This is a genomic window from Colwellia sp. SU-HH00943 (assembly GCF_057546125.1).
Genome location: NZ_BAAJLW010000004.1, coordinates 491169 through 506231, shown reverse-complemented (window position 1 = coordinate 506231; position 15063 = coordinate 491169). Strand labels below are relative to the sequence as shown.

At 39.2% G+C, this 15063-nt stretch carries 15 protein-coding genes; 9 read left to right on the top strand and 6 right to left on the bottom strand.

The window, feature by feature from the left end:
* Positions 1–94: 94 nt before the first annotated feature.
* Positions 95–1501, bottom strand: coding sequence for a glutamate--ammonia ligase (glnA, locus tag AC27GZ_RS13720; RefSeq protein ID WP_487095816.1), 1407 nt, complete (start codon positions 1499–1501; stop codon positions 95–97).
* Positions 1502–1913: 412 nt separating this feature from the next.
* On the opposite strand from glnA, the gene typA reads away from it, so the two are divergent.
* Positions 1914–3731, top strand: a complete 1818-nt coding sequence (gene typA / locus AC27GZ_RS13715) for a translational GTPase TypA (protein ID WP_487095815.1) — start codon at positions 1914–1916, stop codon at positions 3729–3731.
* 602 nt (positions 3732–4333) lie between these two features.
* Positions 4334–4498 carry a hypothetical protein gene (locus tag AC27GZ_RS13710; RefSeq protein WP_487095814.1) on the top strand — a complete coding sequence of 55 codons (165 nt, stop codon included), beginning with the start codon at positions 4334–4336 and terminating at the stop codon, positions 4496–4498.
* A gap of 35 nt (positions 4499–4533) precedes the next feature.
* On the opposite strand, the gene AC27GZ_RS13705 is transcribed toward AC27GZ_RS13710, so the two are convergent.
* Positions 4534–4767 (bottom strand): hypothetical protein, encoded by a 234-nt coding sequence (locus AC27GZ_RS13705; RefSeq protein ID WP_487095812.1) that lies wholly within the window; start codon positions 4765–4767, stop codon positions 4534–4536.
* Positions 4768–4871: 104 nt separating this feature from the next.
* Between AC27GZ_RS13705 and AC27GZ_RS13700 the strand changes: the two genes are divergently transcribed.
* Positions 4872–5729, top strand: coding sequence for a virulence factor BrkB family protein (locus AC27GZ_RS13700; protein ID WP_487095811.1), 858 nt, complete (start codon positions 4872–4874; stop codon positions 5727–5729).
* Positions 5726–6163 (top strand): D-aminoacyl-tRNA deacylase, encoded by a 438-nt coding sequence (gene dtd, locus AC27GZ_RS13695; RefSeq protein WP_487095810.1) that lies wholly within the window; start codon positions 5726–5728, stop codon positions 6161–6163. Before AC27GZ_RS13700 ends, dtd begins: the two co-directional genes overlap by 4 nt.
* Positions 6164–6172: 9 nt before the next feature.
* On the opposite strand, the gene AC27GZ_RS13690 is transcribed toward dtd, so the two are convergent.
* Positions 6173–6967: a class I SAM-dependent methyltransferase gene (locus AC27GZ_RS13690; protein WP_487095808.1), complete on the bottom strand. Its 795-nt coding sequence runs from the start codon at positions 6965–6967 to the stop codon at positions 6173–6175.
* Between the two features lie 50 nt (positions 6968–7017).
* Between AC27GZ_RS13690 and AC27GZ_RS13685 the strand changes: the two genes are divergently transcribed.
* From AC27GZ_RS13685 to AC27GZ_RS13665, 5 genes are read left to right on the top strand one after another with little or no spacing between them, the layout of a single operon-like run.
* Positions 7018–7926, top strand: coding sequence for a bifunctional GNAT family N-acetyltransferase/hotdog fold thioesterase (locus tag AC27GZ_RS13685; protein ID WP_487095806.1), 909 nt, complete (start codon positions 7018–7020; stop codon positions 7924–7926).
* 5 nt (positions 7927–7931) lie between these two features.
* Positions 7932–8417 (top strand): nuclear transport factor 2 family protein, encoded by a 486-nt coding sequence (locus AC27GZ_RS13680; RefSeq protein WP_487095805.1) that lies wholly within the window; start codon positions 7932–7934, stop codon positions 8415–8417.
* The gene (locus AC27GZ_RS13675; protein ID WP_487095803.1) at positions 8414–9256 is read left to right on the top strand and encodes an SDR family oxidoreductase; all 843 of its coding nucleotides are present in this window, start codon (positions 8414–8416) and stop codon (positions 9254–9256) included. Before AC27GZ_RS13680 ends, AC27GZ_RS13675 begins: the two co-directional genes overlap by 4 nt.
* Positions 9257–9287: 31 nt before the next feature.
* Complete coding sequence (locus AC27GZ_RS13670) at positions 9288–9530, top strand: hypothetical protein (protein ID WP_487095801.1); 243 nt, start codon at positions 9288–9290, stop codon at positions 9528–9530.
* A gap of 2 nt (positions 9531–9532) precedes the next feature.
* Entirely contained in the window at positions 9533–10465 is a 933-nt protein-coding gene (locus AC27GZ_RS13665; protein ID WP_487095799.1) for a tRNA-dihydrouridine synthase, read from the top strand.
* Between the two features lie 183 nt (positions 10466–10648).
* Here AC27GZ_RS13665 and hutU read toward each other — a convergent pair whose 3' ends face one another.
* Genes hutU through hutC form a run of 3 tightly spaced genes read right to left on the bottom strand, consistent with a single transcriptional unit; the run spans position 10649 to position 14920 of the window.
* Positions 10649–12661: a urocanate hydratase gene (gene hutU, locus AC27GZ_RS13660; protein ID WP_487095797.1), complete on the bottom strand. Its 2013-nt coding sequence runs from the start codon at positions 12659–12661 to the stop codon at positions 10649–10651.
* Between the two features lie 15 nt (positions 12662–12676).
* Complete coding sequence (hutH, locus tag AC27GZ_RS13655) at positions 12677–14182, bottom strand: histidine ammonia-lyase (RefSeq protein ID WP_487095796.1); 1506 nt, start codon at positions 14180–14182, stop codon at positions 12677–12679.
* 15 nt (positions 14183–14197) lie between these two features.
* Positions 14198–14920: a histidine utilization transcriptional repressor HutC gene (gene hutC / locus AC27GZ_RS13650; protein ID WP_487095795.1), complete on the bottom strand. Its 723-nt coding sequence runs from the start codon at positions 14918–14920 to the stop codon at positions 14198–14200.
* Between the last annotated feature and the right edge of the window lie 143 nt (positions 14921–15063).

Sequence of the window (15063 nt, the reverse complement as noted above, 5' to 3'; positions counted from 1 at the left end):
TACCACTGAAAACTGGATTCTTTTGCGATTAATTTACATTCACAAAAAAGCTCACCGAAGTGAGCTTTTCAATTTTCTATAAACTATAGAGAAATTATACGCTGTAGTACATGTCGAACTCAACTGGGTGAGTCGTTGAGTTTAATAATTCAACTTCTTCACGCTTAAGGCCAATGTATGCATCGATCATATCATTATCCATTACACCACCAGCTGTTAAGAATTCTTTATCTGCTTCTAATGCATCTAAAGCTTCTTCAAAAGATGCAGCAACTTGTGGAATAGCTGCAGCTTCTTCGGCTGGTAAGTCGTATAAATCTTTATCCATTGCATCGCCAGGGTGGATCTTGTTTTTGATACCGTCAAGGCCAGCCATTAACATTGCAGAGAATGCTAAGTAAGGGTTAGCAGTTGGATCAGGGAAACGTACTTCGATACGAGTCGCTTTTGGCGTAGGTACAATTGGAATACGAATTGACGCTGAACGGTTACGAGCTGAGTAAGCTAACATAACTGGTGCTTCAAAACCTGGAACTAAACGCTTGTATGAGTTAGTAGAAGCGTTAGTGAAAGCGTTTAATGCTTTAGCATGCTTGATGATACCACCAATGTAGTATAAAGCTGTTTCTGATAATCCGCCGTACTTGTCGCCAGAGAATAAGTTAACACCATCTTTTGCTAAAGATTGGTGACAGTGCATACCAGTACCGTTATCACCAACTAATGGCTTAGGCATGAAAGTAGCTGTTTTACCGTAAGCGTGTGCTACGTTGTGAACAACATACTTGTAGATTTGAACTTCATCAGCTTTCTTAACCATAGTGTTAAAACGACAAGCGATTTCGTTTTGACCACAAGTTGCAACTTCATGGTGATGCGCTTCAACAACTAAGCCCATTTCTTCCATTACTAAACACATAGCTGAACGTAAGTCTTGTGACGAATCAACAGGAGCAACTGGGAAGTAACCACCTTTTACGCCTGGACGGTGACCCATGTTACCTTCTTCATATGAAGTACCTGAGTTCCAAACCGCTTCTTTGTCATCAATCTTGTAGAAAGAACCAGCCATATCTGTGTGGAATTTCACGTCATCAAAAACGAAGAACTCTGGCTCTGGGCCAAATAATATAGTATCAGCGATACCTGTTGAACGCATGTATTCTTCAGCGCGGTTAGCAACTGAACGAGGGTCACGGCTGTAACCTTGCATAGTAGCAGGTTCAACGATATCACAACGAAGGTTTAATGTAACAGCTTCTGTGAAAGGGTCTAAAACAGCAGTTGAAGCGTCAGGCATCAATACCATGTCAGATTCATTAATGCCTTTCCAGCCTTCGATTGATGAACCGTCAAACATTTTTCCATCTTCGAAGAAGTCTTCGTCAATTTGGTGGTGAGGTAGTGAAACGTGTTGTTCTTTACCTTTTGAATCAGTAAAACGAAGGTCAACAAATTTGACATCGTGTTCTTTAATTAAATCGAATACTGCTTGTGACATATTCTCTCTCCAGTGGGGTTAATATTATAAGTTTCTTGATACGAATTTTGTGTTAGGCATACAAGCTAAAAATATGCCAATAATAAAGTCGTTTATAAACAGTTGCTTAGATATTTTAAAACAATTTGTGTGCACCAATTTTGTGCTCTTTTGATTCTTTTGGTGCAATGGGTTGATTGTTTAAGAATTACTATAAATCATTTTTATATCTTTGCCTGTAATTAATTTACTTTTGAAGTGATTATTTGTTATTGGTTAATGGATATTTTAATTTACTGGCTTGTCTTGGCCCTGCCTCGATATTTAATATCTTTTTAAGCAAAGCTCCTGTATAATGCGCGCCCAATTATAGCCTTATTCATTTATCGCGCTTTTACGGCTCGGTTAATGAAAGTAACAGCGAGTAACGCCTGTGTTAGATAAATTACGTAACGTCGCAATTATTGCCCACGTTGACCACGGAAAAACCACCCTTGTTGATAAATTACTTGAGCAATCAGGTACTTTAGATTCGCGTAGTGATCATGACGAGCGCGTGATGGACTCAAATGATATCGAAAAAGAACGTGGTATCACTATCTTAGCGAAAAATACCGCTGTTAACTGGAACGATTATCGTATCAATATCGTTGATACTCCAGGCCATGCTGACTTCGGTGGTGAAGTTGAGCGCGTGATGTCTATGGTTGATTCTGTATTATTAATTGTTGATGCTCAAGAAGGCCCTATGCCGCAAACGCGTTTTGTTACGCAAAAAGCTTTTGCTCAAGGCTTAAAGCCTATCTTAGTTATCAATAAAATTGATAAGCCAGGTTCTCGTCCTGATTGGGTTATGGATCAAGTTTTTGAGTTGTTTGATAACCTTGGTGCTACTGATGAACAGTTAGACTTTAAAGTGGTTTATGCCTCAGCGATTAATGGTTGGGCATCACTTGAAGAAGGTGAAGAAGGCACTGATATGATGCCTTTATTTGAAACTATTGTAGATGAAGTACCAGCGCCAGATGCCGATCCTGAAGGTGCATTTCAAATGCAAATTTCTCAACTTGATTACAGCTCATACTTGGGCGTAATTGGTGTTGGTCGTATTACTCGTGGCTCTGTTAAACCAAACCAGCAAGTCACGGTACAATGTGCTGCTGGTAATGTTCATAATGGTAAAGTCGGCAAAGTTTTTGGTTACTTAGGCCTTGATCGCCATGAAACTGAAGAAGCGAAGGCGGGTGATATCATTGCTATTACCGGTTTAGGTGAGTTAAAGATTTCAGATACTATTTGTTGTCCGTCAGAAGTGGAAGGTTTACCTGCATTATCTGTTGATGAGCCAACAGTTAACATGACTTTCCAAGTAAACACTTCGCCGTTTTGTGGTAAAGAAGGTAAGTTTGTAACTTCACGTAATATTAAAGATCGCTTAGAGAAAGAGTTAGTACATAACGTGGCTTTACGCGTTGAGCAACTTGATGATCCTGATAAATTTAAAGTATCGGGTCGTGGTGAATTGCACTTAGGTATTTTGATTGAAAATATGCGTCGTGAAGGTTTCGAGCTTGCGGTTTCTCGCCCAGAAGTGATTGAGCGTGAGATTAATGGTGAATTACAAGAACCGTATGAAACTGTTACGATCGATGTTGAAGAACAACATCAAGGCGCCATTATGGAAAAAATGGGTCTTCGTAAAGCAGAATTAACTGACATGGCACCTGACGGTACTGGTCGTATTCGTATGGACTTCATTATGCCAAGCCGTGGTTTAATTGGTTTCCAAACAGAGTTTATGACTTTAACATCTGGCTCAGGTTTGATTTATCATACTTTCTTTGAATACGGACCTCATAAAGGTGGTGATCTTGGTCAGCGCTTAAACGGTGTAATGATTGCAAATGCCACGGGTAAAGCGCTAACGAATGCTTTATTTAATTTACAATCGCGTGGTCGTATGATGATTGGTCATGGTGTAGAAATTTATGAAGGTCAAATCATTGGTATTCATAGTCGTGACAATGATTTAACGGTTAATGCACTAAAAGGTAAGCAACTAACTAACGTACGTTCTTCTGGTACTGATGAAGCACAAGTTTTAACGCCACCTATTATGATGACATTAGAGCAAGCATTAGAATTTATTGATAATGATGAATTAGTTGAGGTAACTCCTGAGAGTATTCGTATTCGTAAGAAGTTCTTAAAAGAAAGTGACCGAAAACGAGAAGGGCGTGCTGCTAAGTAGCGCAAATAAACCTTACTTCTAATTGATCGAAAACCGCTTACCTTTATCTCTTGTTAAGATTATCGGGTTAAGCGGTTTTTTTATGCCGTTTTTTTGTTTTCAAGGCTTGTGAATAAGTTATACCAAGTTGATTAAGTTCTTTCCCACTCAGCGAGAATTAAAAGGCTTAGAGACAAGGCATTGATTGAAGAGAATGGTTATTCAGGAGAATATGCTCCTGCATTCTCTAATAAGCTACATCCATGTAGCGTCCTTGTCAAAATCAATAACGCAGCATGTAAGCCTTTTAAACTCGCCCTTTGGGAGCTTACTCGATGCCCACTAACTTCGTTAAATTTATTTGATTTAGAATGACTAGACCTAAACAAATTTGTCTTGTTATTGAACATCGAGCATAGCTCTGAGTAGGGAAGAAATTTAATCAAATTGGTATTATTGTCTTCTTTAAACTAACTGGCCTAGATCCAATACTCCATACATATATTGTTACGTCTTTCTTACGAAAAGTTGCGCAAATATTTAATTTGCTGTTAAACTTAACCTGACGGTCAACTTTTCAAATTGACTGTGCAGATTTTATTATTAGCAAAAGGAGTTGCATCATGTCCCCTGAACAACAAAAGAGACTACAAGAGCTCAGCATCATTTTTAGTCAAGGTAAGGCTAATCCAGAGAAAATAAAAGAGCTCTCAGAATTATTAGCACAAATTAATCAAGTTAGAGAAGAATATTACGAAAACTTTATCTCAGAGCCTAGACCTGTTTAATGGTAATCTAGGTAATGGTATAAGGGTTATAAGTTTTAGCCTAGGTTATTATAGTTTTTGTATGTTGCAGCATCTAGTATCGACCATAAGTGAAATACACCACCAATAATGGCAGGAATTATTAGCCACCATAAGGCATAACCAGCCACACAGATAATGGCAAAGATAATTGCTGCGCCAAGTCTGCCTTGTACCAGCTGTCCTAATCCAGGGAAAAACACGTTGCATATTGCTGCTATTACATTGCCAGTAGAGCCTGAGCCAGACATAAAACTCTCAATATTTTAATAAACTAGTAAATACTTGGTTGCTATCATAATATAATCATATCCAGAGATAAAATAATGAATTGTTAGCAAATATGATGAGCTATATGCGAACTATATACCGAGCCATGCGTCACTCATTGCCATGGCGCCATTACCTCTCATTTTTTCATTTTTTGAAACGACGCATTCAACATGAACAGCTACAAGTAGTTGCCGGCTATCTGTCTTATGTTAGTTTGGTCTCTTTAGTGCCTTTGTTAGTCGTTGCCTTATCTATCGCCACAGCCTTTCCTATTTTCGCCGATATTCATGAAAGCGTAGAGCAGTTTGTTTATGACAATTTTGTACCGACAGCAAGTGATGTAGTACAAGAATATTTATCCGCGTTTGTGGATAATGCCTCTAAAATGTCGGCGGTGGCTATTTCATTTTTATTTGTGACTGCGTTATTACTTATCTCTGCTATTGATAAAGCCTTTAATAATATTTGGCAGGTCACAGAAAAGCGCCGTACTATCACGTCGTTCTCAATGTATTGGATGATATTAACCTTGGGGCCAGTGCTCGTTGGCGGAAGTATCGCTATTACTTCTTACCTAGTTTCTTTAGTGACTTTAGGTATTGAAGAAAGCGTTGCTTTTACCAACATGTTTTTTAGGTTTTTACCGTTATTATCTTCTCTAGCAGCATTTATGCTGTTATATATGTTAGTGCCTAATAGAAGTGTACCATTTAAGTATGCTTTTATAGGGGCATTACTTGCAGCCATCTGTTTTGAGTTAGCAAAAAAAATCTTCGCAGCTTATTTAACTGCATTTCCATCATACCAAGCGATATATGGTGCGTTGGCAATAATTCCTATTTTATTTTTGTGGGTGTATTTATCATGGGTGATCGTATTAGGCGGCGCTGTGATCACTGTTTCACTACAAGATTATGAGTTAGAAAAGGAACAAGAATGATAGCGTTAATTCAACGTGTAACATCAGCGAGTGTGACTGTTAATAACGAAATAATAGGGGAAATAGCACAAGGCTTATTGGTGTTTTTAGCTGTAGAGCCACAAGATACCGAAGCTAAAGCTAAACGTCTTGCTGAGCGTGTTGCCGGTTACCGTGTTTTTAATGATGAACAAGGTAAAATGAATTTGAGTGTGAAGCAGATCGACGGTGAAATATTAGTGGTCTCGCAATTTACCTTAGCTGCGGACACTTCAAGTGGTATGCGGCCAAGTTTCACTTCTGCGGCTAAACCTGAGTTTAGTAATGCTTTGTATCAGTATTTTTGTCAGCAATTACGTAGCCAAGGGTTTTCTGTTCCTACCGGTGAATTTGCTGCAGATATGAAGGTACAGCTACTCAATGACGGCCCTGTCACTTTTACTTTAACCATATAAAACTGTGAGCTAAATAAGTTTTTCTATAGCAGTAACTTTATTGCCATGCTGCCAAAATTTTCGCCATTGTAAAAAAATACGCTTGGACAAATAACTGTTGTGCTCTCGCGTTAATAATTTATCAATAGGCCAGTGTTTGGGAATCAGTTGAATGACAATATTTAGATAATGAGGAATATGAAAGTAGTAAATATCATGATGGCTTTGTAACTGTTGTAAAACGGTTAAATATAAATTGACGTCGTTATCACTTGCATCAGGTAGGTTTATTGATAAGCAACTGTTGTTATGCATATTATCAATTAAGGTGCTTAGTTGCTCATTGGCCTCAATAATACTCACTTGTTTAGTTTGGTAAATATCACAAATTAGCCAGTCAGGAATATTTTTATGCTCCATGCCTAGCCACTGCATACTATTATTGTTTTGAATATTAATATCAGCATCATGAGGGTTAAAGTATTGATTAAAACAATCAATCACAGTTTTACTTTGCTCAATGCTTTGTATGTTAATAGTGTCTGTAAGGTGAGTTAAGAAGCGATTTATATTCCCTCCACCTAAGCCTAGCTCTATCACGGTTGTGGGGCGAGAAAATAACAATGGCAACAGTAAAGCCGTTTGATGAGGTAAGGTCAGTTGAAATGGTTTACGTTTATGCATCACACTTTGAATTATTTGCTCATTATTGTCGTTGGCAAATGCTAACCAGCGATAATGTTCATTTTCACTGACAGATATCGCTTCTTTACCTTGTTTTAAATACAGAAGCTTTCCTTGCTTCAAGTGTTTTGTTAGTTGCATAATTCGTGAGTAATACCAATTAATTGGGTTAATACTAATAAGGATAGATAATGAATACGTTGCGAGCCCCAAAATCCTCTGAAGAATTTGCTCAATACTATCACTTACGCTGGCAAATTCTAAGAAAACCTTGGCAACAGGCTTTAGGCAGTGAACAAGATGGGCGTGAAGAGCAAAGTATTCATCGCATGCTTGTTAATGAAAAACAGGAAGTCCTCGCTGTCGGGCGTTTAGAGCAAGTGAATTCTAAACAAGGGCAAATTCGTTATATGGCGGTTGCTGAGGCAGCACAAAAACAAGGGTTAGGGCTGAAGGTTATTGCTGAGTTAGAGTTAGAGGCCAGTAAAATAGGGATGACCGAGATGGTATTAAATGCTCGTGAAGCTGCTGTGAGTTTTTACCAAAAATTAGGTTATCAACTGCATGAAATTTCCCATGTCTTATTTGATGAGATAACTCACTTTCGCATGACGAAACCGTTAGCAAATCACCCTCAACATAGACAACAACAGTCACAAGCACTACAAGCCATTTGGCATGAAACTATTCCGATGAGCAAAGCCATGGGCTTATGCATTAGTTATTATGATGGTGAGCAATTACTTACTCGCTGTGATAATGAATTCAATAAAAATCTTCACAATACGATGTTTGCAGGTAGTATCTATACCCTAGCGACATTAACAGGCTGGGGTTGGGTATATCTTGCCTTAGAGGATTATCAAGAGAGTTTACAAGGTGATATTGTTCTAGCTGATGCTAATATCCGCTACCATCGCCCTATCAAAGGTTTAGTGTATGGGAAAGTTGTCAATACGGATGTTTCTGGGCAGCTTGAGTCATTAACAATGGGCAAAAAGGCGCGAATTAATCTAACTGCACATATTTTTTGTGGTGAAAATATTGCGGCAACATTCACCGGCAGTTATGCCGTTTTGCCTAAACTAATCAAAGGCTAATGGCTATGAAGTATTCTATTGTGATCCTGTTACTGTTTATAACGAACATTGCATTTGCTTCAGCATCTCAAAGTTCAGAAGTACAATCAATAAACCAAGCGCTTGATTTATTTCACCAGTCAGCAGCGAAGGCTGATGCCGAGCAATATCTTAATTCACTCACGAAAGACGCTATCTTTCTAGGGACTGATGCTAGTGAACGCTGGAGTAAAACGCAATTTTCTGAATTTGTTCTCCCCTACTTTAAGCAAGGTAAAGGCTGGTCTTATCTACCAAAAGAGAGAAATATCAGCTTGTTAGCGGGTGAATCAGTCGCTTTCTTTGATGAGGTACTGGTGAACAAAAAATATGGCCTTTGCCGAGGCTCAGGTGTGTTAGTAAAAACGCATCAAGGCTGGAAAATCAGTCAATATAATTTAGCATTCCTCGTACCCAATGAAGCCACCTCACAAGTGGTTGAAATGATAAAACAATATGAGCAGCAGCAATGAATGATCTTGTGACAAAATTACCAGTGCAATGCTCTGTGGGTATTATTGGTTGTGGCTGGTTAGGAACACCATTAGCATTAACGTTATTAAAGCGTGACATTTCCATCTTGGCTACCAGTAGAACCCTTGAAAATGTAGAAAAGCTTAATGCCCAGGGTATTAATGCCCAACAACTAAGTTTGCCTTTTGGTGAACAGCAGTTGAGTCATCATGATATTTTCACACAACAAACGCTAGTGATAGCGATTCCTCCTCAATTTAAACAAGGGAGAAGGGATTATGCTGACAAAGTTAAGCAATTAGTTGAAGCAGCTCGGCAGCGGGGAATAGTGCAGCGTATTATTTTATTATCAAGCAGTGCCATCTATACAGGCCTATCAGGGGTTGTCAATGAAGATTGTGTTTTGGATTTATCAGTGGAAAAGGTTGCTATTCTGAATGAGGCTGAGCAGGCAGTATTAGCTTTTTCTCCTCGAGCATGCGTATTAAGACTATCGGGTTTGGTTGGCCCAAACCGACATCCAGGTAAATTTTTATTAGCCAAAAAAGTGCTGAATAATGCTGACGGAAAAATTAACTTGATTCACCAAGAAGATGCCGTTGGTTTGATTGTCTCATTATTAGCCATCAAAGCCCCGAATGGCATTTTCAATGGTGTGAGTGATAATCACGCCACTAAAAAATCTTACTATCAGCAAGCAGCTAACGTGTTGTCATTACCCGTACCAAAATTTTCTAAGCATGGTGATATGAATGAAGCGCGTGTTGTGAGTGGCGAAAAAGCCAAGCAAACATTAACACATTCATTTATTTACCCCGACTTACTTGCTTGGTTATAATGTAAACTCCAATGTTTCATGGTCTCTTCCTTTGAATTTACTGTCTAAAAAGTTTCTTGCCCGTCACAAAATTAAACTGATATTTGTCCTGATTTGGTTGCATGTATCCTTGTTAGATTTATTTTATTTCACCTATCATGGTCCTGTGTTTTTGTGGCAAGAAAATAGTCAACTACTGACGATAACCGTACACTTGCTCATTGCTTTAATGACGACATTATTTTATTGGTTAATGAGTCGTTTATTGTCAAAACTGCAACGAAAAGGTCGTTAGTTATGCGCGTTGTTTTAGCGCCGATGGAAGGTGTGTTAGATCATTTGATGCGTGATTTACTCACCCAAATTGGTGGTTACGATTTATGTGTTACTGAATTTGTCCGAGTGGTTGATCAGCTACTTTCAGATAGGGCTTATTTCCGCGCCTGTCCTGAGTTAAAAAATGCCAACGTTTATGGCTGTACTACTGAAGCTGGCACGCCAGTTCGCGTACAATTACTGGGTCAAAATCCTCATTGTATGGCAGACAATGCCGCTAAAGTTATTGAGCTGGGCTCTTATGGAGTTGATATCAATTTTGGTTGTCCTGCCAAAATGGTGAATAAAAACCGTGGTGGTGCGGTGTTATTAAAAGATCCTGAAAACCTTTACCAAATTGTCAGTGCCGTTAAAAACGCTGTGCCTGCAGAGGCGATTGTTAGTGCTAAAATTCGTTTAGGTTATGAAGATAAAAGTCTGGCGATTGAAAATGCACAAGCCATTGAAGCTGCTGGCGCTAATGAGCTTACGGTTCATGCCAGAACAAAAGTTGAAGGTTATAAACCACCAGCTCATTGGCAATGGATAGCGAAAATCAAAGAAAATATCGCTTTACCCGTGATTGCCAATGGCGATATTTTTAGTCAGCATGATGCCCAAAAGTGCCGTGAAGTGTCTACGTGTAAAGATATTATGGTGGGGAGAGGGGCGCTGATGTTACCTAATTTAGCGCAGGTGATAAAGCAAACGGAAATGCCCATGTTATGGTCAACAGTGCAAACCTTATTGTTGAAATACAGTGACTGTGAAACCTATGGCGATAAGAGTAAATACTACCCCAACCGTATTAAACAATGGCTTAAATATTTGAAGATACAATACCGTGAAGCTGATGACTTGTTTCAGGAAATTCGTACCTTGAAAACAGCAGAGGCGATCAGAGATCATCTTTAAATACCTTCAGTAAATATAGCGGTATACAATCAATATCATAACTTGCTATTTTGTATATAAAGGTGAGCTTTTAAAAGTAACTGCTCGATGGGAAGTTATTGCAACATAGCTCAATAAAAAGCAGCTCATTTGAGCTGCTTTGATAAGCTTTGATGTTGAAAAATTATAGACTTAGTATTAATTCTATAGTGACAAGTTGTTTAAAATGTCGTCTTCAACTACATTTGCTAATGTAACTTTTAGCTTAGGTGTGCGCGCCATTTCACGCTTAATGGCAAAATTAGCTTCAGAGTTACGTGCCCAACTGCGACGAGCAATACCATTATTGACATCAAATAATAACATTGATTTTAAACGACGCTCTGCTGCTGTGGAGCCATCAAGTAACATACCAAATCCACCGTTAGTTACTTCACCCCAACCAACGCCACCACCGTTATGGATTGAAACCCAAGTAGCACCGCGGAAACTATCACCAATTACATTGTGAATAGCCATGTCGGCAGTAAAACGGCTACCATCATAAATATTTGAAGTTTCACGATATGGTGAGTCAGTACCTGAGACATCATGATGGTCACGACCAAGCACCACAGGGCCTATTTCACCTTCGTTAATTGCATCATTAAAGGCTTTAGCAATTTCCATACGACCTTGCGCATCAGCGTAAAGAATACGTGCTTGTGAGCCAACGACTAACTTGTTTTGTTTCGCGTCTTCAATCCAGGTGATGTTATCTTGCATTTGTTGTTGAATTTCTTCAGGTGAATCAGCCATGATCTTTTTCAGGACACGTGCTGCGATGGCATCAGTTTTATCTAAATCTTCAGGCTTACCTGATGCACAAACCCAACGGAATGGCCCAAAACCATAATCAAAGCACATAGGCCCTAAAATATCTTGTACGTAAGATGGATATTTAAAATCAATACCATTTTCCGCCATAACATCACCGCCGGCGCGAGATGCTTCAAGCAAGAAAGCATTACCGTAATCGAAGAAATAGGTACCGCGAGTCGTATGCTTATTAACAGCGTCAGCGTGACGCTTTAATGTCGCTTGAACTTTAGCTTTAAATACTTCAGGCTCTTCGCGAATCAAACGATTTGACTCTTCGTAACTAATATCAACAGGGTAGTAACCGCCTGACCAAGGATTGTGTAGTGAGGTTTGATCTGAGCCTAAGTGCACATAAATGTTCTGCTCATAAAACGCTTCCCAAACATCAACGATGTTGCCAATATAAGCAATTGATACCACTTCCTCGTTTGCTTTCGCTGTGTTTACACGAGCAATAAGGTCATCCATATTATCAATTAATTCATCAACCCAACCTTGTTGATGCCGCTTAACTGCTGCATTTGGATTGACCTCTGCACAAACTGTAATACAGTTTGCTATGTTACCTGCTTTGGGTTGAGCACCACTCATGCCACCTAAACCAGCAGTTAGGAATATTTTACCTTGTGGGTTTTCACCTTTGCTCAATACTTTTCTAAAGGCATTCATTACAGTTATTGTCGTACCGTGCACAATGCCTTGTGGGCCAATATACATAAATGAACCAGCCGTCATTTGGCCGTATTGCGTTACACCTAAAGCGTTAAACTTCTCCCAGTCATCTGGCTGAGAGTAGTTAGGTATCATCATACCGTTGGTAACGACAACACGTGGCGCATCTTCTGATGAAGGAAATAGCCCCATTGGGTGACCTGAATATAAGTGTAAAGTTTGATCGTTTTCCATCTCACTTAAGTATTTCATCGCTAACAGGTATTGCGCCCAGTTCTGGAAGACTGCACCATTACCACCGTAAGTGATTAACTCTTCAGGATGTTGTGCTACTTCAGGATCTAGGTTGTTATCAATCATCAACATTATAGCTGCAGCTTGCTGACATTTTGCCGGGTAATCAGCTACTGAATGTGCTTTTAAATGATAGCTAGGTTTAAAGCGGTACATGTAAATACGGCCAAAGTCTTTTAACTCTTGCGCGAATTCAGTGGCTAGTTCTTGGTGCCACTCTTTTGGGAAATAACGTAAAGCGTTTCTTACGGCTAGCTGTTTCTCATCAGCGGTTAAAATGTCTTTACGTTTGGGGGCACGGTTAGCATTTGCTGGGTAAGGCTTGGCTTGCGGTAATTCACTTGGAATACCTTGCTTAATTTCTTCTTGGAAAGTCATTGCTGTTGTCATAGTAATGCTCCTTTATTAATGATTAAAATTAACGGTGAACGCTTGTGATCTTACTAGCGCGATCATGGCATCAATATCTGGTTTCAATAGTCTGTCTTCTTCCAATTTAGACACTTTTTCTCTAATCACTTGATGATTGAGTTCAATAATATCTGAGCACTTATTAGGACGCCTAAATTCGATAGCTTGTGCCGCATACATTAATTCGATAGCTAGAATTTTTTCTAAATTGCCTAAGATTTGGTTTAGCTTTCTGCTTGAAATACTTCCCATCGAAACATGATCTTCTTGGCCCATAGAGGTTGGTACACTATCAGCTGATGGTGGGAAACAAAGTGATTTGTTTTCAGTTACTAAGGCTGCCGTAGCGTATTGAGGAATCATCATGCCTGAATTTAATCCTCCTGCTGTGGTCAATAATCTCGGTAAACCGTGTAAGCCTTCCAATAACAAGTAGCAACGACGATCAGCAATATTACCTAATTCAGCCGCCGCAATAGAGGCATAATCAAGCACCATTGCTAAAGGTTGCCCGTGGAAACTACCACCTGAAATAGCTTCTTCGCTACTGATAACAATGGGGTTATCAGTGACTGAATTCATTTCAATTTCAGCTAATTCTTCTAAATGATAATAGGCGTTACGTGAAGCACCATGTACTTGAGGAATACATCGCAATGAATAAGGATCTTGTACGCGGTCACATTCTTCATGATCCGCCATGTTTTGTGAGTTTTTAAAGAAGCTTCTCATGCGCGTAGCTACTTCAAGGTTACCTTTAAAGGCACGTGTTTGGTGTAGCTCATCTTTAAATGGTGATTCACTACCTTGCATACCTTCGATACTCATGGCACCAGTCATATCGGCTAAGTCTAATAAATAACGCATTTTAGTGAGTGCTGTGATGGTATGAGATAAAATAAATTGTGTACCGTTAATTAACGCCAAGCCTTCTTTTGCTTGCAGCTCTATGACTTTTAAACCATGTTTTTTCAATAACGGTGCTGCAGCGACTGTTTTGTCATTACTGTCCCAAAATTCACCTTCACCCAGTAAAGGTAAGAATAAATGAGAAAGCGGCGCTAAATCACCTGATGCGCCTACTGAGCCTTGCTCTGGCACTACAGGTATCAAGTCGAGCTCGATAAACGTTAACATACGTTCTACAACCTCAAGGCGAATGCCTGAGAAGCCTTGACTTAATGCATGCACTTTAGTGATTAACATCAGCTTTGAAATGGCTTTATCTATTGGCTCACCAACACCTACGGCATGGGTAATTAGTAGGTTTTTCTGTAATAAATTAGTATCTTCAGGTGAAATTTGTGTATCGCATAAGGGGCCAAAACCTGTGTTAATACCGTATACCGCTTCATCAGAAGCAGCCATTTTTTCAACTCTTTGGCGACTGGTATTAATTTTATTTATCGCTTCTTGGCAAAGCTCTGCTTTAATACTGCCATCAGCAATACCATTTACAATATCAAGATTAAGGCGGTCAATACCGTATTTAAATGTCATAGTCATGCTCCTAAATTAAAAAACTAAATGGCTACCTAAGCGGTATTTACTGCCCGGTGCTGTTAATATTGCTAAACTGACCACCCCTTTTCGCGACCAAGTACGACGTTTAACCTGTAGGCAAGGGTCACTGTTGTTTATGTTGAGTAATTGGCATATGTCATCGTCAGCAAGCACTGCTTCAATTTCATGAGTCGCTTCCGTTAACGGTGCTACATCAGATAAATACTCATGCGGGGTTATTTCAGTATAGTCTTGCAGTAAATATTCGGGTACTAAAGCGGCGTTCACGTATCGCTGCTCTAATTGTATGGGCAGATCATTTTCAAAATGTAATACTTGCGAAAAATACACATGTTCATTATTTTTTAGGTTTAGTAAAATCGCGACTTCTTCAGTGACGGCGATCGATTTGAGCATGAGTTGTTTGGCGTGATGTTTATGGCCTCGTTCTTGAATTTCTTCACTGATATTACGAATTTCTAATATTGAAGATTGTGACTTAAAAGTCGCGACAAAAGTACCTGAACCTTGAGAGCGAACAAGAATACCTTGCTCGGTTAATTCTTGTAGTGCACGACGTGCTGTCATTCTGCTAACATTAAATTGTAGGGTTAGCTCATTTTCAGAGGGTACCTTATAATGTTGAGGCCATTGACCTGATTCTATTTTCTGGCATATATGTTGTTTGATAACAAGGTACTTAGCGGTTTTTTCGTTAGATTTTGAAGCGCTCATGAGGTTGCCAACATGCTTTTGTGAGTTTAAGTTGTATATACAATCTCACAAAATTATAACGAATGCAATAGTTGTATATACAACTATTGCTAAATTTTTCATTCTCAGCTAAAGTTATCCCTCTACCTCTCTATTTCGGTTAC

Bases quoted from the DNA above. Each gene is read 5' to 3' on its own strand.
- glnA (WP_487095816.1), bottom strand. From the start codon at position 1,501: ATGTCACAAGCAGTATTCGATTTAATTAAAGAACACGATGTCAAATTT.
- AC27GZ_RS13710 (WP_487095814.1), top strand. From the start codon at position 4,334: ATGTCCCCTGAACAACAAAAGAGACTACAAGAGCTCAGCATCATTTTT.
- AC27GZ_RS13705 (WP_487095812.1), bottom strand. From the start codon at position 4,767: ATGTCTGGCTCAGGCTCTACTGGCAATGTAATAGCAGCAATATGCAAC.
- AC27GZ_RS13700 (WP_487095811.1), top strand. From the start codon at position 4,872: ATGCGAACTATATACCGAGCCATGCGTCACTCATTGCCATGGCGCCAT.
- dtd (WP_487095810.1), top strand. From the start codon at position 5,726: ATGATAGCGTTAATTCAACGTGTAACATCAGCGAGTGTGACTGTTAAT.
- AC27GZ_RS13690 (WP_487095808.1), bottom strand. From the start codon at position 6,967: ATGCAACTAACAAAACACTTGAAGCAAGGAAAGCTTCTGTATTTAAAA.
- AC27GZ_RS13685 (WP_487095806.1), top strand. From the start codon at position 7,018: ATGAATACGTTGCGAGCCCCAAAATCCTCTGAAGAATTTGCTCAATAC.
- AC27GZ_RS13680 (WP_487095805.1), top strand. From the start codon at position 7,932: ATGAAGTATTCTATTGTGATCCTGTTACTGTTTATAACGAACATTGCA.
- AC27GZ_RS13675 (WP_487095803.1), top strand. From the start codon at position 8,414: ATGAATGATCTTGTGACAAAATTACCAGTGCAATGCTCTGTGGGTATT.
- AC27GZ_RS13665 (WP_487095799.1), top strand. From the start codon at position 9,533: ATGCGCGTTGTTTTAGCGCCGATGGAAGGTGTGTTAGATCATTTGATG.
- hutU (WP_487095797.1), bottom strand. From the start codon at position 12,661: ATGACAACAGCAATGACTTTCCAAGAAGAAATTAAGCAAGGTATTCCA.
- hutH (WP_487095796.1), bottom strand. From the start codon at position 14,182: ATGACATTTAAATACGGTATTGACCGCCTTAATCTTGATATTGTAAAT.
- hutC (WP_487095795.1), bottom strand. From the start codon at position 14,920: ATGAGCGCTTCAAAATCTAACGAAAAAACCGCTAAGTACCTTGTTATC.